Source organism: Kribbella sp. NBC_01245 (genome assembly GCF_036226525.1).
In the GTDB taxonomy this organism is placed as follows: Bacteria; Actinomycetota; Actinomycetes; order Propionibacteriales; family Kribbellaceae; genus Kribbella.
This window is the reverse complement of record NZ_CP108487.1, coordinates 4,368,118-4,393,420: the sequence shown is the minus strand read 5'-3', so window position 1 is coordinate 4,393,420 and position 25,303 is coordinate 4,368,118. Positions and strand designations below refer to the sequence as shown.

The following is a 25,303-nucleotide window of genomic DNA, read 5'->3' as shown; positions in this document are numbered from 1 at the left end:
GACCAGATGCGACCACCCGCGGACAAAAAGGGGGACCACTCGCGGCAAGGGCGACCTGGCGGGCGGGTTAGGGTGGCCTAAGTTGTTTGCCGAGCTGGAGGGTCTGGGTGCGGGAGCTCACGGCTGGGCGGTTGTTGTGGCGTTCGGTACGGCGTCATCGGGGGCGGATGGCGCTTGGTATCTCGGTGCTGGCGTTGCACCAGGCGACCGAGGCGGCCGTACCGGTGCTGATCGGGCTCACCGTCGACAAGGCGATCGCGACCGGCAACATCGCGAACCTCGGGTTCTGCGTGCTCCTGATGGTGTTGCTGTTCCTGGCGCTGTCGAACGCGTGGAAGACCGGCGCGCGGCAGGTGGTGCGGGCGATCGAGACCGAGACGCACCAGCTCCGGCTGGAGATCGCCGGGCGCGTGTTGGATCCTCGCGGTCATCGCACCGGCCTGCGTTCGGGCGAGCTCCTGTCGATTGCCACCTCCGACGCAGAGAAGTCGGCCCTCGTGTTGCGCGCCGTCTCGATGGGTTCGGCGGCGGTCGCGGCACTGGTCGTTTCGTCGGTGGCCCTGCTGACCATCGACGTACCTCTCGGCCTCGGCGTTCTGGTCGGCGTACCGCTGATCGTGGTTGCGTTGCAGGCTTTGTCGCCGCTGTTGACCCGGCGGACCGAGAGCCAGCAGGAGTCGATCGCGAGTACGACGGCGCTGGCCACCGACCTGGTCGCGGGTCTGCGCACGCTGCGCGGGATCGGCGCCCAACACAACGCGGCCGAGCGCTATCGCCGGTCGAGCCAGCGGGCCTTGACCGCGACTCTGCGAGCGGCCGCGACGAACGGCATCCAGGACGGCGTGACCACTTTTGCGAGCGGGTTGTTCCTCGCGGCCGTGGCCGGCGTGGCCGGGTGGTTCGCGTTGAACGGGCGGCTGAGCATCGGTGAGCTCGTCACGGTGGTCGGGCTGGCGCAGTTCGTGGCCGAGCCGGTCGGCACGCTCGGGTATTGCGGTCAGCTCGCGGCCCTGGCGAAGGCGTCCGCTGGTCGGTTGGCCGCCGTACTGGCTGCTCCTGGATTGGTTTCGTCTGGTGCGGTTGCCGAGGTTGACCCGGCCGATGGCTGGTTGGCTTTGGAGGGCATCAGTTATCGCGGTCTAGCGCGAGTGGATCTTGTCGTTAGAGCGGGTGAGCTGGTCGGCGTGCTCTGTTATGACCCGCGGGATGCCGACGCGCTGCTCGCGCTCGTGGTCGGCCGGGCGCCCGAGCACGAGGGCCGCCTGCTGATCGGTGGTACGCCGGCCGAGACGCTGGACATCGACTTGGTACGACGCACGGTGCTGCTCGAACAACACGACACCGACCTCTTCGAAGGCACGATCCGGACCAACCTGCTCGCCGGTTCGGAGGCGGACGACGAACGCCTCGCGCGGGTCGTCGGCGCTGCCGCCGCGACCGATCTGGTCGACGCCGTCGGGTTGGACCATGCCGTCACCGATCGCGGGCGAACGTTGTCGGGTGGGCAGCGGCAGCGCCTCGGATTGGCCCGGGCCTTGCTGGCGGAGCCGCCGCTACTCGTGCTGCACGACCCGAGTACGGCGGTCGACGCGGTGACGGAGGAGTTGCTCGCGGAAGGACTCGTCGCGGAGCGGGCGAATGCGGCCACGCTCGTGTTGACGAGTAGCCCGGCGCTACTCGGCAAGATGCACCGGGTCGTCGTACTGGACGAAGGCCGGGTGGTTGCCGAGGGCACGCATTCCGACCTGGCCGAAACGGATCTGCGGTACCGGGAGGCGGTGCTCCGATGAGCGAGTTGTTGCCGATCGCCGGCGCCAAAGGGACGTGGGCGGTGTTGTGGCGCGATATGCGCAGGGGACCGGCCGTGCTGGCGGCGCTGGTGGTGAGCTCGGCGAGTGCGGCCGGGTTGGTCGCGCCCTGGGCACTCGGGCGACTCGTCGATGACCTGACTGGTGATGCCGATCAGGATTCGGTGCTGCGGATCGCCGTACTGATCGCGGCTGCCGCACTGGCCTCCGGATTGCTAACGGCCGTCGGCAGCATGCTGGTGTCCCGGGTCGGTGAGACCGTGCTCGCGCGGCTCCGGGAGCAGGTGGTCGATCGGGTTCTACAGTTGCCCACGGCAACGATGGAGAAGGTGCGCACGGGCGACCTACTCTCCCGGGTAGGCGACGATGTCTCGGTCGTCGCGAACGCCATCAGCACGACCGGGCCGATCCTCTTGCAGGCCGCGTTGACCGTATTGCTGACCGGCGTCGGCATGTTCGCGCTCGACTGGCGGCTGGGGTTGGCCGGTCTGCTCTGCGTGCCGGTTTATCTGCTGGCGCTGCGCTGGTACCTGCCGCGCTCGGCACCGTTCTACGCGCGCGAACGCGTGGCGATGGGCGAGCGTTCGCAGGTGCTGATCGCCTCCATGCGGGGTAGCGCGACCGTGCGGGCTTACCGGCTGGAAGACGAGCACCTGGCCCGGATCGACGACCGATCGCGAGTGGCGATGGACTTGTCGCTCGGGGTGTTCCGGTTGTTCAGCCACTTCGCGTCGCGGATCAACCATGCCGAGTTCGTCGGCCTGACCGCCGTACTCGTCACTGGATTCTTCCTGGTCCGCGGTGACCTCGCGACGGTTGGTGCGACCACTGCTGCCGCTCTCTACTTCCACCGGTTGTTCAACCCGCTCGGGACTCTGGTGATGGAGTTCGACCAGGTCCAGTCGGCCGGAGCCAGCTTGGCCCGTCTTGCCGGGGTTGCCGACCTACCGCCCGCCGCAGCCGCTACGGAAGGCCCGGGCCCTCGGGACAGCTCGATTGAGGTTGTTGGACTTAGTCACCGGTACGACGCGGGGCCGCTCGTACTGGCTGACGTGTCGTTCCGGATCGAGCCAGGCGAGCGGGTGGCGCTTGTAGGTGCGAGTGGTGCTGGCAAGACCACACTGGCGGCCATAGTCGCGGGAATTCTTCAACCCACACAGGGATCGGTACTACTCGGCGGGATCGACGTACGCGCGCTTGGTGAGGCTCGGACGCGGTTGCAGGTGGCGCTGTTGAGTCAGGAGGTCCACGTCTTCTCGGGACCGCTAGTGGAAGACGTACGACTTGCTTCTTCTTCTGCCACTGACGCCGAGGTAGAAGCGGCACTGGAGGTTGCAGGCGCGTTGACGTGGGTGCGGGCTTTGCCGGAAGGCTTGCACAGCCAGGTCGGGGAGAACGCTCACCAACTGACAGGAGCCCAGTCCCAGCAGTTGGCGTTCGCCCGGCTCGTGCTGGCTGATCCGCCGGTTGCAGTCCTCGACGAGGCCACTGCGGAGGCGGGTAGTGCGGGTGCTCGTGAGTTGGAACGGGCGAGTGCGGCCGCCACTGACGGCCGCACCACCCTCATCGTTGCTCACCGGTTGACCCAGGCCGAGCAGGCGGATCGCATCATCGTGCTGGACCAGGGCCGCATCGTCGAGGTCGGCTCGCACAAGGAACTACTGACCCGCGACGGCCGCTACGCCCACCTCTGGCACAGCTGGACCGGTACGTAACTAGGGGAGTTGCCAGTTGATCGGTTCGCCGCCGCGTTCGGTCAGCAGGGTGTTGACGCGGCTGAAGGGGCGGGAGCCGAAGAAGCCGCGGTCAGCCGACATCGGGCTCGGGTGCGCGCTCTCGATGTACGGAATGCTGCCGAGCATCGGCTTGAGCGTCTGCGCGTCGCGTCCCCAGAGGATCGCCACCAGCGGACCGCCGCGCGCGACGAGAGCCTTGATCGCCTGCTCTGTAACGGCTTCCCAGCCCTTGCCGCGGTGTGAGCCGGGCTTGCCGGGCTGAACCGTCAGGACCCTGTTGAGCATCAGTACGCCGCGATCGGCCCATGGCGAGAGGTCGCCATTACTGGGCGCCGGGGCGTTCAGATCCGCCATGAGCTCGCGGTAGATGTTCTGCAGGCTGCGGGGGATTGGCCGGACGTCAGGCGCTACCGAGAAGCTCAAGCCGACAGGGTGGCCGGGCGTCGGGTACGGGTCTTGTCCGACGACCAGCACCTTCACTTCGGCCAGTGGCCGGGTGAAGGCGCGCAACACGTTCTCCCCGGCAGGGAGGTACGGACGGCCTGCGGCGATCTCCGCGCGCAAGAACTCGCCCATCCGGCTAACGGTGTCCTCGACCGGCGCAAGCGCTTCTGCCCAGTCCGGCGCGACCAAGTCGCTCAGTGATTTCGGGCTCACCCGCCACAGTCTCCCAGGTCGGGACCCGTGCAGCGCTCCGGGGGTTCAGACCGTGCGGCGTCTTGACGTCAAGGTCCCGGTGGGTGCTCTCTGTAGTCAGGGATCTGCGGGGAGGGACTTCGATGCCAGTCGGGCCGCGGGAGAAGCGGGACTTCAAGGTCGCGTTCATCAGCGCGGGTTCCGCCCTGATCGGTGCTCTGGTCGGGGCGTTGGTCAGCATCCTGGCCGTCACCCTGCAACTCGACGCCGATCGCGATCAGGAAGCACGCGAGCGACGCGCGGTGGCCTATGCCGACTTCCTGGAGGCGGCCAACACCTACCGGAATGAGGCCGTCCACGCCAAGGAGAGGATCGCCGCGAGCCGCCAAATCAAGCTGACGCTGAACGAACCTGCCTTGAGGACTTACCTGACGTCCAGAGCGCACTACCAGGCGTCGCTCGTCCAGGTTTTCGTCTACGGCAGCGACGAGGCCTGGCGCCGCGCCGTGCTGGTCGGTCAAACCTTGCCGCCCGCGACCGGCGTGATCGAAAGCCCCAACGTCGACCCGGCAGCCTTCAGCCAGGCCTACCAGGGCTTCCTCCTCGTCTTCTGCGCCGAAGCCCTCGCAACCCCCCGCTCCACCTGCACCCGCTGACCCCGTCCCCTCACGTCCCCCTTCTTTGCGTTCATTCGCCGCAAACCGCCCTCGCCCTGGCCGCCCGCGATGGCTAGGCCCGCTTGGCCACCTGCTCAAAGGCGATGCGGTGACTAGGCCTCCTTAGCCACCTGCTCGAGGCGGTTGTGGTGGGCTTCCCAGGTTGCTGCGTCGCTTGGCGGCAGGCTGGCGTTGTTCTCGGCCATGCCGACGGATCCATCGACAAGTTCGCGGACGATGTCGGCGTGACCGGCGTGGCGGTGGGTATCGGCGATCACCCGCACCAAGGCGTGATTCAGCGTCACCTCGTTGGCATCGGCCGGCCACCACGGCACCCGCCCGATCGCGTCCAGCGGCAGCGCATCGATGGTCGCGTCCGAGTGCGCCCACGCCCTGCGATAACACTCGACGATCTGCTCGCGCGACTCGTCCGCCGTGGCCCACATATCCGCATTGGCCTCAGCGCCGTCCCCCAGCCAGGGCAGTACCTCACCCGACGGCCTCCCGAACGTGTCGCCGAGATACCCGAACTCAACCCCAGACGCATGTTTGACCAACCCCAGCAAGTTGGTCCCGGTCGGCGTCAACGGCCGCCGCATGTCGTACGCCGACAACCCCTCGAGCTTCCACACCAAGGCATCCCGCGCAAACTGCAAATAAAGCCGAAGCTCACCCTTCGCACCCGAATCCGTCATCGCCCCAGTCTGCCGCCCCCACCATCCCCGCCCACCGAATTTCCAACCAGTGAACGATGTTCGGCGTGCCTTCACCTGCCGTTCGGCGTCACCAGCAAGGATTAGCCCCAAGGCCTCGCAAGGTATGAGCTTGCGAGGCCTTATTCGTGGGCCCGGCGAAGGGCGTCAAGCCCTTCGCCGGGCCACTTCCGAACGTTGGCTGGTTACCGGCTGATGGCGTAGCAGGTGGCTGTGGACTTCTTGGTGGGGTCGCTTTCGGAGGTGGCGGTCAGGGTGACCTTGGCGAGGGGCTTGGACGTGGCACCGGCCTTGGCCTGTACGGCGACCTCGACGCGATCCCCCGCGGAAGCGGTGGCGAGTTGGTTCGGCAGTACGACGGACCAGCCGCCGTCGACCGTCGCGGACAACCGGTAGACGTCGCCGTTGAGATACGCGCTCACGTCTTCGGGGTGCTGCCCGGCAACCGGCGCGGCCTTGCCCGTGTTGATCAGCGGGAACTTGCACGTCGTCGCGCCATCCCGGTCGGGCCCCGCGGCCGTCGGCAGTACCCGCACGCCGCGCTTCGCCGGACCCGAGCCGTCGAGCGACCGGACGGCCACCTTGTACGACAGCACGCCCGCCCCGTCACGTCGTACGTTGGTCACGTAGAAGTGCAGGCGGTTGGCCTGGTCGACGTACTCGAACTCGCTGCCCGAATTGGTGCCGGCGTGGAAGAGCGCGTCCGAGAGCTGGCGGTAGTCGCCGATCGTGATCGGGACCTTCGTACCGTCCGGCAGCACGTAGTCGGTCATCCCGATGTCCTGCGGATTGGCGTCGATGACCCACTCGAACGGCGCCTGGTCCTGGTTCTTGGTTTTGGCCAGCAGTACGCCGGAATCGGGGGTGAACGAGTCCGAGCCGACCCGGTCGACGACCTCCAGCGTGTAGTTCTGGTATCCCCGGCCGTCGCAGAACGGGTCGGTCGGGACGGAACACGGCGGTGCCAGATCGCCCGTACCGAGAGCGATGTTGATCCCCGACAGCCCCTTCGGCCCGGGCTGGATCGCGCGCGCGGTGACGTCGGCGATGACCAGGCCCGATTCGGCCAGCGCCTCGCGGGACAGCCGCAAGACGTTCTGCTCGTCGACCATGCCGAGCTTGATCTTGTTGCGCAGCATGTGGTGTGCGCCCATCGACGCGCCACCCGTCGCCGGGATCATCCAGCGGCTGTGCGGACCGCCCGGGCCGTTGAACGTACCGCGGCTGAGCATTTCCCAGATCCCGCTGTACGCCCGCCGGGGCGGAACGCCGTACGGGTTGTTGTAGTTGTCGCCGATACCGAGGACGTGGCTCAGTTCGTGCGCGTAGACCGACATGCCCGAGCTCTCGGCCTGGGTGGTCGAGCCGCCGCCGGCGTTCGGCCAGATGGTCGAGCCGGACGCCCACGAGGTCCAGTCGACGTACCGGGTGCGCGACCAGTTGGTCAGGGCCGCATCCGGCGGGCCGAACTCGTCGGTGACGTCCTCCTTGGTGGGGAACTTCATCGGACCGAACTCCTGCCAGGTGGACGATTCGTCCTGGCCGGCGCTCAGGTAGAAGACGAAGTCGAAGCCCGCGGGGACCTCGGCGCCGACGTCCGCGACCCAGGCGGCACGGGCGTCCGTCCGCAGGTTCTTGGTGCAGGTGTCGCCGGCCGGGCAGGCGGATGGGCCTTGGAACTCCATCGCGTACTCGTGCGACTTGCCGGGCATTTGGTAGGCGCCGAATGACGTCAGCTGAACGCCGTACCGGCCGCCCGAGCCCTCCATCCAGTACTCGTGAATCGTGTGGCCCCGGTTGAGCGCGCCGGGTTTGTTCAGGAAGTCGCGGTAGAAGTCGGCGACCTGCGCACGCGGTACGCCGTTCGCCTCCACGCTGGGATTGCCGAACGGCGTCGAGCCCTTCGGCTGGGTGACGACGAACGGCTGGTTCGGGTAGTCGACCAGTACGAGCGCGCCCTTGAACGTCCGGACCGACCCGGTCTTGGCGGGATCGGCCCAGTTCGTACCGGGCGGCTTCTTGTAGTCGGACCACGTCATCTGGTCCGGGTTGGCCCAGTTCTGCGGATCGATGGCGGAGCCGAATCCGGCCGAGGCGATCCGCTTCGCGCCGGGCAGCTCCTGCCAAGGCTGGGTCTGCGGCCAGTGGTCGTACTGCCAGGGATTGGCCGGGTCTGACGCGGCCGGCACCAAAGAGGCGGGCGCGGGGGTGGCGAGGGCGAGGCCGGGGATGGAGACGGCTGCGAGTACGGCGATCAGCCGCAGGGCAGGCCGGAATTTCCGTTCGTCGGGCACAGGCGGATTCCGATCGAAGAGAAGGGCGGGACAGCGTTGTCCCGGCAGTCTGCATCGCCGCGATCCCGCAGACAATCGGTCACCACGACGGATTCCCCCTGCGTTTGTGATTTTCCGGCACGCCACGCCACGCCCGGTCTTTGGTCACAAGGGCCCGATGAAGCTCGACACGCCGCGTCACGAGGGTCCGATGAATGGAATACAAAGGGCGGGCCGGGCGGGTTGGGAGGTGGGCGGGCATCGACAGAGCGGGAGGGCTACTGTATACAGTATGGGGTTGAGCTAAGGATGGAGGGCCATTCCCCATGTACACAGTCACCGACCCGGCGACGGGTGAGCTGATCGAGGAAGTCCCGAATGCGACCGACGAGGAGGTACGGGCCGCGATCGACCGGGTTCATCGCGGCTACTCGTCCTGGCGGAACCGGCCGGTTGAGGAACGTGCGGCGATCGTGGCCAAGGCGGCGGACCTGTTCGAGGCGCGCGCCGACGACTTGGCCGCGATCATGACGTTGGAGATGGGTAAGCGGATCAACGAGGGCCGGGGTGAGATCGGCATCGTGGTCGACATCTTCCGGTACTACGCCGAGCACGGTCCGGCCCTGCTGCAGGACGAGCCGGTCGCGATCAAGGGTGGCAAGGCGGTCATCACCAAGGACCCGATCGGCGCGCTGCTCGGCGTGATGCCGTGGAACTTCCCGTGCTACCAGGTGGCCCGGTTCGTCGCTCCGAACCTGGTGCTGGGTAACACGATTCTGCTCAAGCACGCGTCGATTTGCCCGCGCTCCGCGACGGCGATCGAGGAGGTGTTGCGGGACGCCGGTGTGCCCGATGACGTGTACGTGAACGTCTTCGCGTCGAGCCGGCAGATCCCGTCCGTACTGGCTGATCCCCGCATCCAAGGCGTCTCGCTCACCGGTAGTGAGCAGGCCGGGATCTCGGTCGCGGCCGAGGCGGGCAAGAACCTGAAGAAGTCCGTGCTCGAGCTCGGTGGTTCCGACCCGCTGATCCTGCTCGACAGCGACGACCTGGACGAGTCGGTCAACGTCATCGCGACCGCCCGGATGCGGAACTGCGGCCAGTCGTGCAACTCGCCGAAGCGGATGATCGTGATGGCCGATATCTATGACGAGTTCGTCGATCGGCTGACCAAGCGGGTGGCCGACTTCTACCAGCCGGGCGATCCGTCCGACCCGGCGACGAAGCTGCCGCCGCTGGCCTCGATCGCGGCTGCCGAGGAGGTCGCGGGGCAGGTCGAGAAGGCGGTTCGGCAGGGTGCGACGTTGCGTACCGGGGGTGGGCGGATCGGCCCTGGCGCGTACCTGGAGGCGACCGTGTTGACGGACGTCACGCGCGAGATGGACGCGTACTACGAGGAGATCTTCGGCCCGGTGGTGATCGTGTTCCGGGCGGAGACCGAGGCCGAGGCGATCGAGCTGGCCAACGACAGTCCGTTCGGGCTGGGCGCGAGCGTGTTCGGCACCGACCCGGAGCGGGGTCGCCGGGTCGCCGACCAGATCGAGGCCGGCATGGTCTATCTGAACAGCGCGGGTGGCTCCCAGGCAGACCTGCCGTTCGGCGGCATCAAGCGCTCCGGTATCGGTCGCGAACTCGGCCCAGCGGGGATCGAGGAGTTCATGAACAAGAAGTCGATCCGCCTCTAAAGCAGCGGAACCTCAGGTGCCGGAAAGGCCCGTCGTCTTGTCCTCCTTGATGGACTTGAACAGGGCGAGGGCCTTTTCGGTGTCCCACTTCACGGCGGACCCTCCGCCCGGCGTACTGAAGTTCGTGTCGGCGATCGGCACGGTCAGCTGAATGCCATCCTTGCCCCCGGCAACGGACTTCATGCCACGCGCGAACCGGAACAGGTCGATCGGCCCGGTGCTCTCGTCGACGGACAACGCGCCAGCGCCCGAGGTCAGCACGTTGTAGTAGCGCAACGGGTTGAGGAACGTCGCGGGGCCAGCGACCTTTTCCGCCACCGCCCCGATCATCTGGCGCTGCCGCTCGACCCGGCCGAGGTCGCCCTTCGGGTCGAAGTAGCGGGCGCGGACGTATCCGAGCGCCTTCGGCCCGTCCAGGTCCTGGCAGCCCGCGGGCAGGTTGATGTGCGCCTTCGCGTCCTTGATGGCCTTCGGCAGGCACAAGTTGATCCCACCGACGCCGTCGATGATGTCGACGAAGCCGCCGAACCCGATCTCGACGTACGCGTCGACGCGCAGCCCGGTCACTCCCTCGACGGTCTGGGTCAGCAGCTTCGGCCCGCCGATCGAGAAGGCCGCGTTGATCTTGTTCCTCTTGTGGCCGGGGATCGGCACGTAGCTGTCGCGCGGCAGGCTGATCAGCGCGGTCGGACCGCCCGAGGCCGGCACGTGCATCAGCATGATCGTGTCGGTACGGCGCCCTTCGGTGCTGCCGGTGCCGAGCTTCTTCTTGTCCTCGGCGGACAGACCCTCGCGGCTGTCCGAACCGACCATCAGGTACGTCGTACCGGGGGTGTCGGCCGGGCGGTCACCGGACGGCATCGCGTCGATCTTGGTGATCTTGCCCCAGGCGAACAGCGGTACGCAGATCAGCATCAGTACGAACAGCAGGACAAGCAGGCCGATGAACCGCCCGACGCCGAATCGGCGCTTCTTCTTCGGCGGAACGGCGGTATATCCCGGGTCGACCGGCTGCGCATAGCTCATGGCATCGACCGTAGCGGGACCGCGCAAGAACTGCGCACATGGGGGCGCGACCTGCTCACTCAGTGTTCTCACCAGGCGGTAATCGACCGTTTTACGGACGCCTCTCGCTAACGACAATCATTTCAGTTAAGGTGCCTGAGTCGGTCCCGCTTTGACGGGTGGAGCGAATTTTCGAGGAGTGCCGTGAACCGCAGTGAGCTGGTCGCAGGTGTCGCAGAGAAGGCGGGTATTCCGCGCAACCAGGCCGAGAAGGTGCTCGACGCCCTCGGTGACGTTGTCACGGAGGCCGTGCACAAGGGCGACAAGGTCTCGCTCACCGGTCTGCTCAGCATCGAGCGGGTGAAGCGCGCCCCGCGCACCGGCCGGAACCCCCAGACGGGCGAGCCGCTGGCGATCCCGGCCGGCTATTCGGTGCGTTTGTCGTGCGGCAGCCGGCTGAAGGCCGCCGCCCGCGGCGACCTCCGTACGGTCAACTAACGCCCATTACCGCCGGACGGCCGTCGCCCAGTACGGCGTATCGGGCGTCGGCGGCGTGCTGAAGCGGGCGTTCGGCAGGTAGAGCCGCGACCCGAACGCCGCCGCGGTGGTCGGGATGTCGAAGTCCGTGCTGGTGATCTCCTTGACGAACTGCCCCTGCGTGCCCGAGTGGTTCAGGTTGTACACGCCGACCTTGTTCAGGAAGTTCTGTACGACGTACAGCCTCTTCCCGAGCAACAGCAGCCCATCGCCGTTCGTCAAAAGCGCCCCGCCGAGGTCGACGCGCTTGGTCACACCCGTGCTCGGGTCGACCTTGAAGAGGAAGCCCGTCGCGGACTGGACGATCAGCAGGCTCCGGCCGTCCGGCGTGAGCGAGATTCCGTTCACATTGAAGCCGTCCCCGTGCTGGTAGTCGCCGCTCAACGGGACGGTCTGGACGGCCGATTGCGGCGGCAGACCGTGGCGACCGAGCGGGACCTTGTAGAGCACGGGCTGGAACGAGTCGGTGAACCAGGCCGCGTTCTTGCTGAGGATGACGTCGTTCACGAAGGTCGACGTGGCCTTGGTGAAGCTGTACGACGCCAGCACCTTGCCCGTACGGGTATTGATCACGCGGCCGTCGCCGGCGCCGCCTCCGGCCACGAACAACCGGCCGTGGTGGTCGACCTTCATCCCGACCGAGCTGGTACCCGGACCCTGGCTGATCACCTTGCCCTGGCCGGTCCGAAGGTCGGCGGCGTAGATGTCGCCATCCAGCAGCGAGCCGAAGTAGGCCCGGCCGCCATCGTCGATCGCGATGCCTTCGGGCTGGAAGCCGTTCGGCAGTTCGATCCGGACGGGGAAAGCCGCCTCGGAAACAGCTGACGCCGGGGCGGTGAGCGCTACTCCGGAGAGCGCGAGCAGACCGATAACAGCACGGAAAACGGTACGACGGCGGGACATGACGGTCCTCCTGTGATGGAGCCGGCTCCCCGAGAACCGCAACACGCCGACTCAACGGCTGATCGGTGCCCCGAAAGCGAAAACCGGGACACCGATCAGCCTAGGCCGAATCGTCAAACGTTCAACCTCAGCCGGCCATCCAGTTCTGTACGTCGTCGATCTCGCGCGGCAGTATGTCGGACAGGTTCTCGGTGCCGTCGTTCGTGATCAGGATGTCGTCCTCGATCCGGATCCCGATCCCGCGCAGGTCCGCCGGCACGGTCAGGTCCTCGGCCTGGAAGTACAGCCCGGGCTCGACGGTGAGCACGTAACCCGGCTCGACCGTGCCCTTGTTGTACATCTCGTTCCGCGCGGAGGCGCAGTCGTGCACGTCGAGGCCGAGCATGTGGCTGACGCCGTGCAGGGTCCAGCGGCGGTAGATCATGCTGGTCGGGTCGAGGGCCTCCTCGGCCGAGACCGGCAGCAGCTCCATCGCCTCGAGACCGTGCGCGATGACCTCCATTGAGGCCTGGTGACCGGCCGTGAAGGGCGCACCGGGCTTGAGCGCGGCGATCCCGGCCTTCTGCGAATCCAGCACGAGCTGGTAGAGCTCGCGCTGCCGCGGCGTGAACTCGCCGTTCACCGGCAGCGTGCGGGTGACGTCCGCGGTGTAGAGGTTGCGGCCCTCGACACCCATATCGAGCAGCATCAGCGTGCCGTCGTTGACCGGGCCGTCGTTCTCGATCCAGTGCAGCGTGGTCGCGTGCGGTCCGGCCGCCGCGATCGAGGTGTAGCCGACGTCGTTGCCCTCGGCGCGGGCGCGGCGCCAGAAGGTGCCCTCGATCCAGCGCTCGCCGTATTTGCGGACCTTGTCCATCTCGGCCAGTACGTCGGAGAAACCGCGGTGCGTGATCGCGCACGCCTCGCGCAGCTGGTCGATCTCGAACGCGTCCTTGACCAGGCGCAGCTCGGACAGCGTGGTGGCCAGCTCCCGGTCGCGCTCCGCGTCGGCGTTGCTGACCAGGCTGGCGATGGTGCCGTCCTCGTCACGCCGGACCCGGGTCGGTACGTCGTTCTTCAGCGCGCCGGCCAGCTCGTCCAGGTGCCGGGTCTCGATGCCGAACTCGCGCGACGTCTCGGTCAGCGACGGACGGCGGCCGGCCCACAGCTCGCCGTACATCCGGTCGCGCCAGAATTCCTCGCCCTGGCTGCGCTCCGAGCGCGGGCGGAAGTAGAGCACGGCGTCGTGACCGCTGGTGCCGTGCGGCTCGAGCACCAGCACCGCGTCCGAGGTCTGGTCGCCGACCAGCCAGACGTAGTCCGTGTGGGGGCGGAAGACGTAGTCCGTGTCGTTGGAGCGGACCTTGTACGTTCCCGCGGGGACGACCAGGCGCTCGCCCGGGAAGGCCTCGGACAGCCGGTCCCGGCGCTTCGCGGCCCAGGAGCCGACGTCACTGAGCGTCACGTCGTGCCGCTCGATGTCACCCCAGCCCTGGTTCATGAACTCGCGCAGCTTCTCGGGCGTCTGCGGGTCGTGCGAGGCGGTCTTCGGGGCCTTCTCGTCGGTCATCGGCGACTGTCCTTCGTGGTTCGGCCGCCGCGGGGCTACGCGGTCAGCGGGTGTGCACCTCGTCGCCGCGGAGAGTGGTGCCCTCCGGCAGCGCCTCGGCCGGGTCCGAGCCGATGCGGGTGATCGCGTTCTGCTCGTCTACGAAGACTACGCTCGGTTCGAAGACCTTCGCCTCGGCATCCTCGAACAGGCCGTACGAGATCAGGATGACCAGGTCGCCCGGGTGGATCAGATGGGCCGCCGCGCCATTGATGCCGACGATGCCGGAGCCGCGCGGACCCTCGATCAGGTACGTCGACAGCCGGTTACCGTTGGTGATGTCGACGATGTCCACCTTCTCGCCGGGCAGCAGGTTCGCCGCGTCCATCAAGGTGGCGTCGAGCGTGCACGACCCCACGTAGTCCAGGTCCGCCTGCGTGACCGTGGCCCGGTGCACCTTCGACTTCATCATCTCGCGCTGCATGGGCCACATGATCCGGTCTCCGCCCCAACCTGTCAGTGGCGGCCGTCACCCACCTCTCTTACGTTCATTCGTCGCAATCCGCCCTCTTCTCGCCGCGGACCTGTACCGGTCCGCTTTGCTGAGAGGGTGGATTGCGACGAATGAACGTAAGAGAGGACTGCGGTCAGCGGCTGGTGAGTTCCAGCTCTCGCTCGGGCAGCGGGGCCGTCGGCGTACGGAGGGTCTCGCCTTCGACGTCCACGTTGGGCAGCAGCCGGTCGAGCCAGGCGGGCAGCCACCAAGCGGAGCGGCCGAGCAGGGCCATCACGGCCGGCACGATCGTCATCCGGACCACGAAGGCGTCGATCGCGACCGCGATCGCGAGGCCGAAACCGATCTCGCGAACGAGGGTCTCCGGCGACAGGATGAACCCGCCGAACACGCCGATCATGATCACCGCGGCGGCCGTCACCACTCGGGCACCGTGGCTGAACCCGTCCACGACCGCCTCGATCGGCGTGGCGCCGTGCACGTGCTCCTCCCGCATCCGGGTGACCAGGAACACCTGGTAGTCCATCGCGAGGCCGAACACGATGCCGACCAGGAAGATCGGCAGCATGCTGATCACCGGCCCGGTCTGACCCTCGATCCCGAACACGTCCGCGAACCAGCCCCACTGGAACACCGCGACGACCGCGCCGAACGTCGAGCCGACCGTGAGCAAGAACCCGAGCGTCGCCTTGAGCGGTACCAGCACCGAGCGGAAGACCAGCATCAGCAGCAAGAACGCGAGCCCGACCACCAGCAGCAGGTACGGCACCAGCGCGGCGCCGAGTTTGGCCGACGTGTCGATGTTGAACGCCGTTGCGCCCGTCACGGAGACATCGCCAACCGGTAGGGCGCGGATGGCCTTGACCAGGTCGTTCGTCTCCGTCGTACTCGGGCCGCTCGCCGGGATGACCGTCAGCAACGCGGTATCGCCCGCGGGGTTGAACACCGGCGGCGTCACGACGGTCACCCCCGGCAGAGCCCGTACGGCGGTCGCCACCTGGGCGGTCGTCGCCTTCGGGTCATCGGCGTTCGCGCCATCCACGACGAGCATGAGCGGTCCGTTGAACCCGGGACCGAATCCGGCTGTCAGCAGCTCGTACGCCTTGCGCTGGCTCGAGTCCGGCGCGGCCGTGCTGTCGTCGGGCAGTCCCAGCTTGAGGTCCGTGGCCGGAATCGCGACCACACCCAGGCCGAGTACGGCGATGAGTAGGACCGGCAGCGGGTTGCGCGTGACCAGCCCGGCCCACCGGCGGCCGAGCGTGGGCTTGGTGCGCACCGGCCGGGTCGTACGACGGCGGCCCTGGACGCGGCGGCCGGCGAAACCGAACAGCGCGGGCAGCAGAGTCAACGCGATCAGGACGGCGATGACCACGGTGAAGGCGGCCGCGATACCCATCTGGGCCAGGAACGGGATGCCCGCCACCAGCAGGCCGACGAGCGCGATCACGACGGTCAGACCGGCGAACAGTACGGCGGATCCGGCGGTGCCGACGGCCCGGCCGGCCGCTTCCTCGGGCTCCAGGCCTTCGGACAGCTCGTGCCGGTAGCGCGACATGATGAACAACGCGTAATCGATGCCGACCGCGAGGCCGATCATCATGGCCAGAATCGGCGTGCCCTCGCCGATATCGATGAACCCGGTCACGGCCGTGATCACGGAGATGCCGATACCGATGCCGATGATTGCCGAGAGCAACGGTAGGCCGGCCGCGACGAGTGAGCCGAACGTGATCAGCAGGACGACCGCCGCGACGGCGACCCCCAGCACCTCGGTCAGGCTCTGCTCTTCTTGCACCTGCATCGCGTCACCGCCGTACTCGACGGTCAGACCGGCGGCTCGAGCCGGATCGGCCGCCGCCTTCAGCGCGTCCTGCGCCTCCGGGGTCACCTCGTCGAGGGGTACGGCGTACGTGACCTGGGAGAACGCGACCCGGCCGTCCGCCGAGACGGACCGGCTCTGGAACGGGTCAGCGGCCTCGCCGACCAGTGGCGCCGAGCCCATCTGCTGCACGGTGGCTTTGATGATCTGCGAGTTCTCGGGGTCGGTGAGCTTCTCGCCCGGTGGTGCCTGGAAGACGACCCGGGCGGTGGCGCCGTCGGCACCGGACTCGGGGAAGCGCTGCTCGAGCAGGTCGATCGCGCGCTGGGATTCGGTGCCGGGGATTGAGAACCCGCCACCGGTCGGACCGGACAGGGTGGCCGCGCCGGTGATCGCGATGCCCAGTAATCCCAGCCAGACCAGGACGACGAGTCCCCGGCGGCGGAAGGCGAACCGGCCAAGGCGGTAGAGGTAGGTAGCCATGCGACGAGCCTCCCGGTCCGCGGCCGTACCCCGCGTCGGCTGTGGGTGGGCTCTTCGGCATACCGCGTCCGTCGTACGTTGACTGCTCAGGTACTACTTCCGGGCCGGACCAGGCCCGTTTGGTACGCGATAACGACGAGTTGTGCGCGGTCGCGGGCGCCGAGTTTGACCATCGCGCGGTTCACGTGGGTCTTGGCCGTCATCGGGGAGACGATCAGCCGTTCGGCGATCTCGTCGTTGGACAGACCGGTCGCGACGAGGCCGAGGACTTCGCGTTCGCGGTCGGTCAGGGCCGCCAGTTCGGCCGGCGCGGCGGCCTGGTCGAGCTCGGGCTGGGCCAGGAACCGGTCGATCAGACCCTTCACCGCTTTGGGCGAAAGCAGGGCGTCCCCGCGAGCGACGATCCGGATGGCGTCGATCAGCTCGGCCGGCTCGACGCTCTTGCCGAGGAACCCGCTCGCGCCCGCCCGAAGCGCTTCGAAGACGTACTCGTCGATCTCGAATGTGGTGAGGATCAGTACCCGCACCCCGGCGAGCGACTCGTCCGCCACGATCTGCCGGGTGGCGGCCAGGCCGTCGAGCCCGGGCATCCGGATATCCATCAGTACGACGTCCGCACGCGCGGTGCGGGCCAGCTCGACCGCCTCGTGCCCGTTGGCGGCCTCGGCGACTACCTCGAGATCAGGGGCAGAATCCACGAGCACGCGAAAACCCCGGCGGATCAGCGTCTGGTCGTCGGCCAGCAGCACCCGGATCGACACGTGTATCTCCTTGCTCATCGCTTGTGGGAAGTACGGCGTTGACCTGGAATCCGCCGGTAGAGGTCGGCTCGGCGCTTACTTGACCTCCGACAGCCTGTACGCGCTCGCGCATACCGAGGAGGCCGTGGCCGGTTCCGTTCGAGGTGTTGCTCGGGGGCGTCGTACTGCTGGTGTTGGTGACTGTGAGGGTCAGGGCGTTCCTGTGGTGGTTCAACTCGACCCGGGCGGTGGCGCCGGGTGCATGTTTGACCACGTTCGTGAGGGATTCCTGGACCACTCTGTAGGCGGTGAGCTCTACAAGTTCCGGTAGCGGCTGTAAGTCTTCCTGGGGCGTCCACTCGACTTGTAGACCTGCAGCTCGGAACGAGTCGATCAGGGAACCTAGCTCCTGCAGTGTCGGCATAGGCGCCGTCGGCAGTTGGTGGTCCTCAGACCTGCGCAGTACGCCTAGGAGGATCGTCAGCTCGGCCAGGACGGTACGGCCGCCATTGCGGACTTCTGCCAGCGCTCGCTCGGCTTCCTCCGGCTCATCCCGCAGGAAGTGCGAGGCGACTCCCGCCTGGACGTTCATCAACGCGATGTGATGAGCGATGACGTCGTGCAGCTCGTGGGCCAGGCGCAGACGTTCCTGGATGATCCGGCCGCGCGCCTCTTCCTCCCGCCGCGCCTCGGCCCGCTGCAGGCTCTCCGCCAGCTCCGCCTCGTACGCCCGCCGGTACAACACGGCCTCGCCCATCGCCGCGCCCAGCAGGGTCAGCACGGAGACGCTCAGGTTCTCGAGCAAGTTGCCGTCGGTGAAAATCGTGGTGGCCCCGATCATCACCACCATGACCACCACTGTCACGACCCTGCGAGCCACTCGGTGCCTAGACGTGACCACCAACGTGTACATCGCGACCGCGATGGTCACACCGATCGGACTCTTAACCCCTTCGACCACGACGTACGCCAACGCACACCCAGTCGTCGCGATCAGCACCGGAAACGGCAACCTCCGCCGCACCACCAGCGCACCCGCCGCGCCCACGTCCAGCCCAATCGCGGCCGCGCTGTCGGGATATCCGAGCCCGTGCCGGGGTTCGAGCAGGATGACGAACAGTACGAAGCCCGCCAGCAGAACGTCCGCCGCCACCGGATGCCGGGCGATCCACCGCTGCCACGGCATCTCGGGCCAATGCCGGCCCGGTCGTAGTGACAAAGCGCCCATCGCCCCACCGTACGGCGTCCCACCCCACCCCCGCGTCGCCTACCGGTCGTACCCGCCAACTACCGCACCCGCGGTACCCACCAGGCCCGGTCCCAGACCTCCCACCCGCGCTCACCAGCCACCAGCCACCTGCTGCCGCCGACGCCCCCGGCCATGCCCCTATTCCGAGGGTCGACCCCAAGGCCGGTTAGTTAGGCGGGTTGGTGGGCTGTCAGGGCGGTGGAGTGAGGATGTCGATGTTGATGGTGGCTTGGTAGGTGGTGCGGTTGGTGTTGGGTCCTTTGGCGGGGTATTTGGAGGTGGATCGTTTGACGGTGCGGGGGCCGAGGCGGGTTCGGCGTGGGGGTAGCAGGTTGGCCAGGACGAGTCGGCCGATGTGGCCGACGAGGTCGATTACGGTGCCGGCGATGACGCCGGTGGCTTGGATGAGTTGGTCGCGGGCGGCGTTGAGGGCGATGGTGAAGCTGGCCCGGTCGGGGTCGGTGCCGGGTTGGGTGTCGGTGGCGTCGGTCATGGCTTGGCGCAGGACCTGGTAGGTGATCAGGAGTGCGTAGACCTCTTGGGTGATGCCTTCAGGGGTGCGGGCGCGCAGGACGTGTCCGCCGAGGATGGTCGATTTGATCGCCAGGTAGGCCGACTCGATTTCCCAGCGCTGGTGGTAGAGCTTGACCAGGTCGATGGCCGGGTGGTTGCCGGGGTCGAGCAGGGTGGTGACGAGCCGGTAGGTGCCGGTGCGTCGGCCGTTGCTGGTGGCGATGGTGACCTCGGCCTCGATCACACGGACTGGAGTCGTATCCCACATCGACAGGTAGGAGCCATCGCGGTGGCGCTGCAGAACAGGGAGTTTGCGGTTGTCTTTGCAGCGGATCAGCAGGTCGGCGCCGGCGTCTGTGATCGCGGTGATGACCTGCCGGGCGGCGAAGTTCCGGTCGGCCAGCACGATCATCCCGCGGCGCAGGCTGCGGGCCAGTAGCGGCGGCGCATAGCGGGTTTCCCCGATCAGAGCTGACCCGAAGGCCGCGTCGATGATGGTGCGGGTGCCGCAACACACTACGACCATCAGCCGTAACAGCGGATAGCCCGATCCGCCGTGGCTGCCGGTCTGTTTGGTGAACACGCCCAGATTGGTGGCGGTGTCCGGCACGGTCATCGTGGTGCCGTCGATCGCGGTGACCAGCAGTCCCCGCCACCGCACCCCGGCAGCGGCGATCGGCGCGGACGGGCCACGGAGCAGGTCGAACAAGGCCTTCAACGGTGCAGCACCGAGTCGCCGCCGGGCATGGGTCAACGCGGCCGCGGTGGGTGTCGCGACGGTCAGGCCGTGCAGCCCGGCCACCAGCCGGTGCCACACCTGGCCATAGCCACGATCGCTGAACAGGCACCCCGCCAAGACCAGATACACCACCACCCGGGCCGGCAGATCACGCACCCGGGCCTGCGTCCTGCCAGTCTGGGCGAGAGCCTCATCGACCATCTCGAACGGAATGAACTGGGTCAACTCGCCCAGATGACCAGGCGCGAACGCACCCTCAGCCACCCTGATCGTGCGAGTAATGACAGACTGAACAGGCAGCGGAGCCTCACCGGTAGCTGGTTGTCTCGCGAGGACAAACCTGTCTACCCGCGGAGCTCCGCTGCTCGATGTCCAACACGCCCACCCAGTCCTGGGCAACCACCCGAAACGCCTAACTAACCGGCTTTGGGGTCGACCCTCGGAATAGGGGGTGGACTCGCCAAACTTGCCGGGTCGACCCCCCATTCCGAGGGTCGACCCCAAGGCCGGTTAGTTAGGCGGGTTGGTGGGCTGTCAGGGCGGTGGAGTGAGGATGTCGATGTTGATGGTGGCTTGGTAGGTGGTGCGGTTGGTGTTGGGTCCTTTGGCGGGGTATTTGGAGGTGGATCGTTTGACGGTGCGGGGGCCGAGGCGGGTTCGGCGTGGGGGTAGCAGGTTGGCCAGGACGAGTCGGCCGATGTGGCCGACGAGGTCGATTACGGTGCCGGCGATGACGCCGGTGGCTTGGATGAGTTGGTCGCGGGCGGCGTTGAGGGCGATGGTGAAGCTGGCCCGGTCGGGGTCGGTGCCGGGTTGGGTGTCGGTGGCGTCGGTCATGGCTTGGCGCAGGACCTGGTAGGTGATCAGGAGTGCGTAGACCTCTTGGGTGATGCCTTCAGGGGTGCGGGCGCGCAGGACGTGTCCGCCGAGGATGGTCGATTTGATCGCCAGGTAGGCCGACTCGATTTCCCAGCGCTGGTGGTAGAGCTTGACCAGGTCGATGGCCGGGTGGTTGCCGGGGTCGAGCAGGGTGGTGACGAGCCGGTAGGTGCCGGTGCGTCGGCCGTTGCTGGTGGCGATGGTGACCTCGGCCTCGATCACACGGACTGGAGTCGTATCCCACATCGACAGGTAGGAGCCATCGCGGTGGCGCTGCAGAACAGGGAGTTTGCGGTTGTCTTTGCAGCGGATCAGCAGGTCGGCGCCGGCGTCTGTGATCGCGGTGATGACCTGCCGGGCGGCGAAGTTCCGGTCGGCCAGCACGATCATCCCGCGGCGCAGGCTGCGGGCCAGTAGCGGCGGCGCATAGCGGGTTTCCCCGATCAGAGCTGACCCGAAGGCCGCGTCGATGATGGTGCGGGTGCCGCAACACACTACGACCATCAGCCGTAACAGCGGATAGCCCGATCCGCCGTGGCTGCCGGTCTGTTTGGTGAACACGCCCAGATTGGTGGCGGTGTCCGGCACGGTCATCGTGGTGCCGTCGATCGCGGTGACCAGCAGTCCCCGCCACCGCACCCCGGCAGCGGCGATCGGCGCGGACGGGCCACGGAGCAGGTCGAACAAGGCCTTCAACGGTGCAGCACCGAGTCGCCGCCGGGCATGGGTCAACGCGGCCGCGGTGGGTGTCGCGACGGTCAGGCCGTGCAGCCCGGCCACCAGCCGGTGCCACACCTGGCCATAGCCACGATCGCTGAACAGGCACCCCGCCAAGACCAGATACACCACCACCCGGGCCGGCAGATCACGCACCCGGGCCTGCGTCCTGCCAGTCTGGGCGAGAGCCTCATCGACCATCTCGAACGGAATGAACTGGGTCAACTCGCCCAGATGACCAGGCGCGAACGCACCCTCAGCCACCCTGATCGTGCGAGTAATGACAGACTGAACAGGCAGCGGAGCCTCACCGGTAGCTGGTTGTCTCGCGAGGACAAACCTGTCTACCCGCGGAGCTCCGCTGCTCGATGTCCAACACGCCCACCCAGTCCTGGGCAACCACCCGAAACGCCTAACTAACCGGCTTTGGGGTCGACCCTCGGAATAGGGCGGCGCGCATCCGGACTTGGAGGGCGCTTCTCCTAAATTCGGGGCGGCGCTCCCGATGGGGAGGGTTAACCCCTGAGGTGGTGGGTTCACCCTCGAGATCGGAGGGGGTTAACCCACCACCTCGGGGGTTAACGTCTGAGATTCTGGGTTCCGCGGGCCGGTTATTTGGCCCCGGACCAGCAGATCAAGGGATAACGCACGATTTGCGGACGGAAAGCCAGCGCGAGGGCGCCCGCGGCCCTCTTCCCGAGCGAACTGGACGTTTTCAGGCCCGAAAAACGTCCAGTCCACTCAGGAAGCGACACCGCTTACTCCGGGCACGGCACCACTCGCAGTCCGCGCACGGAAGGCGCGAGCAAACCAGGCACGGCAGCCGTCGCCGTCCGCTCGAACGGCGCGAGCCCGCTCCCGGCACGGCGGCCCTCGCCATCTGCTCGAAGGCGCGAGCCGCTCCGGGCGCGGCACCGCCCGCCGTCCGCGCACGGAACGCGCGAGCAACCAGGCATGGCAGCCCTCGCCGTCCGCTCGAAAGGCGCGAGCCGCTCCGGGCGCGGCAGCACTCGCCGTCCGCGCACGGAAGGCGCGAGCAATCCGGGCACGGCAGCACTCGCCATCCGGTCGAAAGGCGCGAGCCGCTCCGGGCACGGCACGTCACACCTTCCGTGCACGGAAGGTGTGACGCAAACGGGCAGACCTCACTCGGCCCCCTGAATAGCCCGCCGCACTTGGTGGAGCCGGGCCGGGTCAAGGGCGCGTCAGCGTCGGCGTTAGCCGATGAAGCCCTTGACGCGGCCCGGATCCACCAAACAATTCGCAAGAACTCAGGGGGCCGGGTGCCGCCAAAAGACCCGCCCGCGTCAGACCGACGAGGCGTCCACAGCGAGAGAGGCCCGCGTCAGACCGACGAGGCGTCCACAGCGAGAGAGCGAAGAGCGGCATAACGAGGCCGAAGGGATGCCACGCGTGCAGCGTCGGCGGGATCAGGTGTCAGGCGTTCGCCGCCGGCGCTAGGCGACAACCCGAGCGCAACTGCGGCAGCCCCACGCGCCCCGACCTCCGCCTCCGAGCAGACCTCGGCCTCACGCCCAAACGTCGCCGTCAAGCAGCGCCGCCACCAAGAGGACGCATGGATACCCCCACCACCCAACACAACCTCAAGCTCTCGCCCAAACAGCGAATCGAGCATCCGCAACCCACGATCGATCTCCAACGACGCCCCTTGCAGCGACGCCGCCAGCAAATCCGCCGCCGTGTCATCAAACGACAACCCGAAATAAACCCCAGACCCACCAGCCACAGTCTCCGGCGGCCGAGTCCCAGCCTGGAAGGGAATCGCGATCACCCGCGACGACCCGACCTCCACACCTTCCGGCTCAGGCGACTCCAAATCGAGCACGCCAGTCAGCCAGGCATGCATATTCCCAGCCGCCGAGAACGCCATCCCCGTCACCGCGCGCTCGTCATCCACGCGATACCGCCACAACTCCCACGGCAATTCCGGCGCATCGGCGATCGGATGCACCACCCGCACCGCGGCCGACGTACCAATAGTCACCGCAGCCGTCGACACGTCGTACCCACCCGTGCCAACGTTCGACGCGGCCCCATCCCCAGTCGGCGGATGCACTGGTACGGCGACCAGCGACGGCCAGCGCAAGGCGTACGACGGCGAGAGCCGCCCAGTCCAACGCGATGGAACGATCGGCGGGAGCTGCGAGGCCGAAACCCCTGCAATTGCAAGGGCCTCAGCGTCGTACCCGCCAGTGGCAAGCTCCAGAACACCAGTGCCGGAGGCTACCGATACCGACGTTAGACGCTCTCCAGTGAGACGTTCCAGCACGAGATCGGGTAGACCCGCGAAGGCCGTGACCGACGAACCGAGAACTGAGCGGAGCCAGGGAATTCGACGCGACCAGTAGAGCCGGTGCAACCAGGCGCCCGTACGAGCGTGGAAAGCCCGCTCGTCGAAAGACGCAGGCAGGGTCGGCGGGATCGACCGAGTATCGACCCAGGGAATGACTGGCGTAAGCGGCTTGCCAAAGTTGTCGAGGGCAACGATCGAGTGCCACTGCGACGACAACACGATGTGCTGGATGTCTTCGAGATGACCGCCCGCGTGGAGTTCGTCGATGCACGCGAGCAGCCCGTCGACGTACCCGTCGAGATCGAGGGTGGCCTCGCCCTGAGCGCCGTACGCCGTCTGCACCTTGTGCCGCGCGAGCGCACCTGGGACTGGTGTCGCGGAAGAATCCAAAACCAAAGCCCGCGCAGACGACGTACCAAGGTCAATCGCGAGGATAGATCCACCAGACTCCGAGTCACTCCTCTGCATGGAGAGCCTTGAGGAAGGCAGCGGCCCAGACGTTCACGTCATGGGAGGCCAGGTGTTTGCGCATCGCCTTCATCCGGCGCCCAAGCTGCCGATCATCCGTATGCATGGCCTCAACGATCGTGTCCTTCATCCCGTTGATGTCATGCGGGTTCACCAAGAACGCCTGCCGGAACTCATCCGCCGCCCCGGCGAACTCGCTCAACACCAGCGCCCCCGTGTCGTCGTACCGACAAGCGACATATTCCTTAGCGACCAAGTTCATCCCATCACGCAACGGCGTAACTACGGCCACGTCAGCAGCCCGATACAACGCCGCCATCTCGTTGCGCGCAAAGGACGTATGCAAGTAGTTGATCGCAGGCGTACCAATCCGCCCATGCTCACCATTGATCCGCCCCACCAGCAACTCAATGTCGTCACGCAACACCCGATACTGCTCGACCCGCTCACGACTAGGCGTAGCGACCTGAACGAAAACAGCGTCGTCAACAGACACGCGCTTCTCGTCCAGCAACTCCCCAAAAGCCCGGATCCGCTGCCGAATGCCCTTCGTGTAGTCGAGCCGGTCAATCCCAAGCAGGATGTGCTCCGGATTGCCGACCTCATCCCGGATCTCCTGCGCGCGGGCCAGCGTCTCGGGCTTGCGCGCGAGCTCCTCGAGTTCGCCGACGTCGATGGAGATCGGGAACGACTTGGCCCGCACGATCCGATCGTCGGGCAAGTGGATGCGATCGCCGCGAGTCCGCAGGCCCATCCGATTACGAGCCAGCCGGGCGAAGTTCGACGCAGCCCCGGGTCTTTGGAAGCCGACCAGGTCCGCGCCCATCAGCCCGTCGAGGATCTGCCGGCGCCACGGCATCTGCGCGAACAGCTCGGTCGGCGGGAACGGGATGTGCAGGAAGAACCCGATCCGCACGTCCGGCCGCAACCGCCGCAGCATCGCGGGCACCAGTTGCAGCTGGTAGTCGTGCACCCAGACCACGGCGTTGTCGGCGGCCGCGTCGGCGGCGGCCTCGGCGAAGCGGCGGTTGACCGCGACGTACGCCTCCCACCATTCGCGGTGGAACTCGGGTGGTGCGATCACGTCGTGGTAGAGCGGCCAGAGCGTCGCGTTGGAGAAGCCTTCGTAGTAAAGAACGATCTCCTCGGCGGACAGCATCACCGGCACTAGGTGCATGCCCTCGGTGTCGAACGGGTCCAGCTTCTCGTCGGCTGCGCCGGACCAGCCGATCCACGCGCCCTGGTGGCGCTGCATCACTGGAGCGAGCGCGGTGACCAGGCCGCCGGGGCTCCGCCGCCAGGAGGTGCCTCCTTCCGGTGTCTCGACTCGGTCAACGGGCAGCCGGTTGGCCACCACCACGAAATCGCTACGGCCGGTGTCCATGCAG

Annotated in this window: 19 protein-coding genes; 5 read left to right on the top strand and 14 right to left on the bottom strand. The window is 67.3% G+C overall.

All coding sequences use genetic code 11. The features are described from left to right. Nucleotides 1-107: 107 nt before the first annotated feature. Both OG394_RS19510 and OG394_RS19505 read left to right on the top strand, forming a co-directional pair. Nucleotides 108-1,790 (top strand): ABC transporter ATP-binding protein, encoded by a 1,683-nt coding sequence (locus OG394_RS19510; RefSeq protein WP_328988407.1) that lies wholly within the window; start codon nt 108-110, stop codon nt 1,788-1,790. Then, nucleotides 1,787-3,523 (top strand): ABC transporter ATP-binding protein, encoded by a 1,737-nt coding sequence (locus OG394_RS19505; protein ID WP_328988406.1) that lies wholly within the window; start codon nt 1,787-1,789, stop codon nt 3,521-3,523. Before OG394_RS19510 ends, OG394_RS19505 begins: the two co-directional genes overlap by 4 nt. On the opposite strand, the gene OG394_RS19500 is transcribed toward OG394_RS19505, so the two are convergent. Further along, the gene (locus tag OG394_RS19500; RefSeq protein WP_328988405.1) at nt 3,524-4,201 is read right to left on the bottom strand and encodes a uracil-DNA glycosylase; all 678 of its coding nucleotides are present in this window, start codon (nt 4,199-4,201) and stop codon (nt 3,524-3,526) included. A 122-nt stretch (nt 4,202-4,323) separates the two neighbouring features. On the opposite strand from OG394_RS19500, the gene OG394_RS19495 reads away from it, so the two are divergent. Beyond that, nucleotides 4,324-4,836, top strand: a complete 513-nt coding sequence (locus OG394_RS19495) for a hypothetical protein (protein ID WP_328988404.1) — start codon at nt 4,324-4,326, stop codon at nt 4,834-4,836. 113 nt (nt 4,837-4,949) lie between these two features. Here the strand turns inward: OG394_RS19495 and OG394_RS19490 are convergent, their stop codons facing one another. Beyond that, nucleotides 4,950-5,531, bottom strand: coding sequence for a DinB family protein (locus OG394_RS19490; RefSeq protein WP_328988403.1), 582 nt, complete (start codon nt 5,529-5,531; stop codon nt 4,950-4,952). Between the two features lie 203 nt (nt 5,532-5,734). After that, nucleotides 5,735-7,843, bottom strand: a complete 2,109-nt coding sequence (locus OG394_RS19485; RefSeq protein ID WP_328988402.1) for a M6 family metalloprotease domain-containing protein — start codon at nt 7,841-7,843, stop codon at nt 5,735-5,737. Nucleotides 7,844-8,148: 305 nt separating this feature from the next. Here OG394_RS19485 and OG394_RS19480 point away from each other — a divergent pair, with 305 nt between their 5' ends. Then, nucleotides 8,149-9,507: an NAD-dependent succinate-semialdehyde dehydrogenase gene (locus OG394_RS19480; protein WP_328988401.1), complete on the top strand. Its 1,359-nt coding sequence runs from the start codon at nt 8,149-8,151 to the stop codon at nt 9,505-9,507. 12 nt (nt 9,508-9,519) lie between these two features. On the opposite strand, the gene OG394_RS19475 is transcribed toward OG394_RS19480, so the two are convergent. Beyond that, nucleotides 9,520-10,533 (bottom strand): LCP family protein, encoded by a 1,014-nt coding sequence (locus OG394_RS19475; RefSeq protein ID WP_328988400.1) that lies wholly within the window; start codon nt 10,531-10,533, stop codon nt 9,520-9,522. Nucleotides 10,534-10,716: 183 nt separating this feature from the next. Between OG394_RS19475 and OG394_RS19470 the strand changes: the two genes are divergently transcribed. Further along, nucleotides 10,717-11,010, top strand: coding sequence for an HU family DNA-binding protein (locus tag OG394_RS19470; protein ID WP_328988399.1), 294 nt, complete (start codon nt 10,717-10,719; stop codon nt 11,008-11,010). Between the two features lie 6 nt (nt 11,011-11,016). Here OG394_RS19470 and OG394_RS19465 read toward each other — a convergent pair whose 3' ends face one another. From OG394_RS19465 to OG394_RS19420, 10 genes are all read right to left on the bottom strand, one after another. Next, nucleotides 11,017-11,952 carry a superoxide dismutase gene (locus tag OG394_RS19465; protein ID WP_328988398.1) on the bottom strand — a complete coding sequence of 312 codons (936 nt, stop codon included), beginning with the start codon at nt 11,950-11,952 and terminating at the stop codon, nt 11,017-11,019. A gap of 127 nt (nt 11,953-12,079) precedes the next feature. Further along, nucleotides 12,080-13,501, bottom strand: a complete 1,422-nt coding sequence (locus tag OG394_RS19460) for an aminopeptidase P family protein (protein WP_328988397.1) — start codon at nt 13,499-13,501, stop codon at nt 12,080-12,082. Between the two features lie 43 nt (nt 13,502-13,544). Continuing rightward, nucleotides 13,545-13,964 carry an aspartate 1-decarboxylase gene (gene panD / locus OG394_RS19455; RefSeq protein ID WP_328988396.1) on the bottom strand — a complete coding sequence of 140 codons (420 nt, stop codon included), beginning with the start codon at nt 13,962-13,964 and terminating at the stop codon, nt 13,545-13,547. Between the two features lie 163 nt (nt 13,965-14,127). Beyond that, the gene (locus tag OG394_RS19450; RefSeq protein ID WP_328988395.1) at nt 14,128-16,296 is read right to left on the bottom strand and encodes an MMPL family transporter; all 2,169 of its coding nucleotides are present in this window, start codon (nt 16,294-16,296) and stop codon (nt 14,128-14,130) included. An 86-nt stretch (nt 16,297-16,382) separates the two neighbouring features. After that, complete coding sequence (locus OG394_RS19445) at nt 16,383-17,057, bottom strand: response regulator transcription factor (protein WP_328988394.1); 675 nt, start codon at nt 17,055-17,057, stop codon at nt 16,383-16,385. Further along, on the bottom strand, nt 16,978-18,264 hold the full coding sequence (locus tag OG394_RS19440; RefSeq protein WP_328988393.1) for a sensor histidine kinase: 1,287 nt from the start codon (nt 18,262-18,264) through the stop codon (nt 16,978-16,980). Before OG394_RS19440 ends, OG394_RS19445 begins: the two co-directional genes overlap by 80 nt. Before the next feature lie 211 nt (nt 18,265-18,475). Then, on the bottom strand, nt 18,476-19,801 hold the full coding sequence (locus OG394_RS19435; protein ID WP_328988392.1) for an IS4 family transposase: 1,326 nt from the start codon (nt 19,799-19,801) through the stop codon (nt 18,476-18,478). Nucleotides 19,802-20,071: 270 nt separating this feature from the next. Beyond that, nucleotides 20,072-21,397 (bottom strand): IS4 family transposase, encoded by a 1,326-nt coding sequence (locus OG394_RS19430; protein WP_328988392.1) that lies wholly within the window; start codon nt 21,395-21,397, stop codon nt 20,072-20,074. Between the two features lie 1,081 nt (nt 21,398-22,478). Beyond that, on the bottom strand, nt 22,479-23,915 hold the full coding sequence (locus OG394_RS19425) for an FGGY family carbohydrate kinase (protein WP_328988391.1): 1,437 nt from the start codon (nt 23,913-23,915) through the stop codon (nt 22,479-22,481). After that, complete coding sequence (locus tag OG394_RS19420; protein WP_328988390.1) at nt 23,902-25,299, bottom strand: alpha,alpha-trehalose-phosphate synthase (UDP-forming); 1,398 nt, start codon at nt 25,297-25,299, stop codon at nt 23,902-23,904. Before OG394_RS19420 ends, OG394_RS19425 begins: the two co-directional genes overlap by 14 nt. Nucleotides 25,300-25,303 lie beyond the last annotated feature (4 nt).

What these genes read in the sequence shown, in the direction of transcription:
- OG394_RS19460 (WP_328988397.1), bottom strand. Translation starts at nt 13,501, where the DNA reads ATGACCGACGAGAAGGCCCCGAAGACCGCCTCGCACGACCCGCAGACG.
- OG394_RS19440 (WP_328988393.1), bottom strand. Translation starts at nt 18,264, where the DNA reads ATGGGCGCTTTGTCACTACGACCGGGCCGGCATTGGCCCGAGATGCCG.
- OG394_RS19475 (WP_328988400.1), bottom strand. Translation starts at nt 10,533, where the DNA reads ATGAGCTATGCGCAGCCGGTCGACCCGGGATATACCGCCGTTCCGCCG.
- OG394_RS19450 (WP_328988395.1), bottom strand. Translation starts at nt 16,296, where the DNA reads ATGGCTACCTACCTCTACCGCCTTGGCCGGTTCGCCTTCCGCCGCCGG.
- OG394_RS19425 (WP_328988391.1), bottom strand. Translation starts at nt 23,915, where the DNA reads ATGCAGAGGAGTGACTCGGAGTCTGGTGGATCTATCCTCGCGATTGAC.
- OG394_RS19420 (WP_328988390.1), bottom strand. Translation starts at nt 25,299, where the DNA reads ATGGACACCGGCCGTAGCGATTTCGTGGTGGTGGCCAACCGGCTGCCC.
- OG394_RS19480 (WP_328988401.1), top strand. Translation starts at nt 8,149, where the DNA reads ATGTACACAGTCACCGACCCGGCGACGGGTGAGCTGATCGAGGAAGTC.
- OG394_RS19505 (WP_328988406.1), top strand. Translation starts at nt 1,787, where the DNA reads ATGAGCGAGTTGTTGCCGATCGCCGGCGCCAAAGGGACGTGGGCGGTG.
- OG394_RS19495 (WP_328988404.1), top strand. Translation starts at nt 4,324, where the DNA reads ATGCCAGTCGGGCCGCGGGAGAAGCGGGACTTCAAGGTCGCGTTCATC.
- OG394_RS19490 (WP_328988403.1), bottom strand. Translation starts at nt 5,531, where the DNA reads ATGACGGATTCGGGTGCGAAGGGTGAGCTTCGGCTTTATTTGCAGTTT.
- OG394_RS19465 (WP_328988398.1), bottom strand. Translation starts at nt 11,952, where the DNA reads ATGTCCCGCCGTCGTACCGTTTTCCGTGCTGTTATCGGTCTGCTCGCG.
- panD (WP_328988396.1), bottom strand. Translation starts at nt 13,964, where the DNA reads ATGCAGCGCGAGATGATGAAGTCGAAGGTGCACCGGGCCACGGTCACG.